This window comes from Dyadobacter sp. BHUBP1 (assembly GCF_050587785.1).
In the GTDB taxonomy this organism is placed as follows: domain Bacteria; phylum Bacteroidota; class Bacteroidia; order Cytophagales; family Spirosomataceae; genus Dyadobacter.
In genome coordinates this window covers 1-3,073 of sequence record NZ_JBOBIH010000028.1, presented here as the reverse complement: position 1 = coordinate 3,073, position 3,073 = coordinate 1, and the positions used below count along the sequence as shown (strand labels likewise).

Annotated in this window: 2 rRNA genes; both read left to right on the top strand. The window is 51.6% G+C overall.

The features are described 5' to 3' along the window. Positions 1-26: 26 nt before the first annotated feature. Positions 27-2,846, top strand: a 23S ribosomal RNA gene (locus ACQ4MZ_RS31440). A gap of 147 nt (positions 2,847-2,993) precedes the next feature. After that, positions 2,994-3,073, top strand: a 5S ribosomal RNA gene (rrf, locus tag ACQ4MZ_RS31435); the annotation flags it as partial.

The following is a 3,073-nucleotide window of genomic DNA, read 5'->3' as shown; positions in this document are numbered from 1 at the left end:
AAGTAGAAGAGAAGAAGAAAAAAGTCGCGCAAGCGAATTAAGGGCGCATGGGGGATACCTAGGCTCTCAGAGGCGAAGAAGGACGTGATAAGCTGCGAAAAGCTATGGGGAGCAGCACATATGCATTGATCCATAGATATCCGAATGGGGCAACCCAATCAGGTGAAGCCTGATTACCCTACGGGGGGCAAACGCGGGGAACTGAAACATCTAAGTACCCGCAGGAGAAGAAAACAATAGTGATTCCGTAAGTAGTGGCGAGCGAACACGGAACAGCCCAAACCAACCTGGTTACGGCCAGGTTGGGGTTGTAGGACTCACCAAGTGGTTAAATAGCGAACTGGAATGGCATGGGAAGGCCAATCATAGAGGGTGAGAATCCCGTACAGGCAGCGATTTTAGCTGAGTGAGTATCCTGAGTAAGTGGGGACCGGTGGAATCCCCTCTGAATCCGGCGGCACCATCCGCCAAGGCTAAATACTCCTGAGAGACCGATAGTGAACGAGTACCGTGAGGGAAAGGTGAAAAGTACCGTGAGCAACGGGGTGAAATAGAACTTGAAACCATGCGCTTACAAGCGGTCGGAGCCTATGGGTGACGGCGTGCCTTTTGCATAATGAGCCTACGAGTTACGGTTACTGGCAAGGTTAATGTTTGAAGAACAGGAGCCGAAGCGAAAGCGAGTCTGAATAGGGCGATTAGTCAGTGGCCGTAGACGCGAAACTTTGTGATCTACCCTTGACCAGGTTGAAGCGCTGGTAACACATCGTGGAGGACCGAACCGGTAAACGTTGAAAAGTTTTCGGATGAGTTGAGGGTAGGGGTGAAAGGCCAATCAAACTGAGAAATAGCTCGTACTCCCCGAAATGTTTTTAGGAACAGCGTTGTGGTTGAGTCATGTTCAGGTAGAGCTACTGATAGGACTAGGGGGAGTCAAATCCTACCAAATTCTGACAAACTCCGAATGGGGCATGATATACACGGCAGTGAGGGCTGGGGTGCTAAGGTCCCAGTCCGAGAGGGGAACAACCCAGAGCATCAGCTAAGGTCCCAAAATATATGCTAAGTTGAACTAAGGGGGTCCGACTGCAGAGACAGCCAGGATGTTAGCTTGGAAGCAGCTATACATTTAAAGAGTGCGTAACAGCTCACTGGTCGAGCGGGGCGGGCATCGATAATAAACGGGCATCAAGCATATTACCGAAGCTATGCGATAGTAGTAATACTGATCGGTAGGGGAGCATTCTCACAGGGGTGAAGGTGTGGCGTGAGCTGCGCTGGACTGGTGAGAAAAGCAAATGTAGGCATAAGTAACGATAATGCGGATGAGAAATCCGCACACCGAAAGACTAAGGATTCCTCCGCTATGCTAATCAACGGAGGGTTAGGCGGGGCCTAAGGGATAGCCGACAGGCGACCCCCGATGGACAGCAGGTTAATATTCCTGCCCCTGCATGCAGTGTGAAAAAGTGACGGAGCGACGTGGATGGTACGTACTGACGGAATAGTGCGTTGAGCGGAGCCTACGGGCGATGCGAACCATCGAAGCCGCTTCCAAGAAAAGCTTTTGAAACGCCAGCTGTATGCAGCCCGTACCGTAAACCGACACAGGTAGTCGAGAAGAATATTCTAAGGTGCTCGAGTGAATCACGGCTAAGGAACTCGGCAAATTAACCCTGTAACTTCGGGAGAAGGGGAGCCTCCTCTGCAAAGAGAGGCCGCAGAGAAATGGCCCAGGCGACTGTTTAGCAAAAACACAGGGCTCTGCCAAAACGAAAGTTGACGTATAGGGCCTGACACCTGCCCGGTGCTGGAAGGTTAAGAGGGGATGTCATCGCAAGAGAAGCATTGAATCGAAGCCCCAGTAAACGGCGGCCGTAACTATAACGGTCCTAAGGTAGCGAAATTCCTTGTCGGGTAAGTTCCGACCTGCACGAATGGTGTAACGATCTGGGCACTGTCTCGGCCGTGAGCTCGGTGAAATTGTAGTAGCGGTGAAGATGCCGCTTACCCGCCACGGGACGGAAAGACCCCGTGCACCTTTACTATAGCTTTGCATTGTTTTCGGGTCAGGGATGTGTAGGATAGGTGGGAGGCTGTGAGTGGGCGTCGCCAGGCGTTCAGGAGCCAACGTTGAAATACCACCCTTCGCTGGCCTGGGATCTAACTTCTTTAAAAGAAGGACCGTGCATGGTGGGTAGTTTGACTGGGGTGGTCGCCTCCAAAAGTGTAACGGAGGCTTCCAAAGGTCTGCTCAACACGCTTGGTAACCGTGTGTGGAGTGCAATAGTACAAGCAGGCTTGACTGCGAGACCGACGGGTCGAGCAGGTGGGAAACCAGGGTATAGTGATCCGGTGGTTCTGTATGGAAGGGCCATCGCTCAAAGGATAAAAGGTACGCCGGGGATAACAGGCTGATCTCCCCCAAGAGCTCACATCGACGGGGAGGTTTGGCACCTCGATGTCGGCTCGTCACATCCTGGGGCTGGAGAAGGTCCCAAGGGTTCGGCTGTTCGCCGATTAAAGTGGCACGCGAGCTGGGTTCAGAACGTCGTGAGACAGTTCGGTCCCTATCTGTGGTGGGCGTAGGAAGATTGACGGGGGCTGCCTTTAGTACGAGAGGACCGAGGTGGACCCACCGCTGGTGAGCCGGTTGTTACGCCAGTAGCATGGCCGGGTAGCTATGTGGGGAATAGATAAGCGCTGAAAGCATCTAAGTGCGAAACTAGCCCGAAGATGAATCTTCCACATAAGGGTCGTTGTAGACTACGACGTTGATAGGCTGCAGGTACACGTGTCGAAATACACTCAGCTGAGCAGTACTAATTACCCAACAGCTTGCTCATTTAATCTTTATCTTCATCTCTTCTACTTCCAATATGACATGAAAGCAATTTTGAATGTCTGAATGAATGACCGAATAAAATATTCAATCATTCAAAATTCATCGCAGCGGCGAACCGCTCATTCAATCATTGCAACTCAAAGAGCTTGTTGGTGGCTATTGGACTGGTGTTCACCTCTTCCCATCCCGAACAGAGAAGTTAAGCCCGGTTCCGCCGATGATACTTGG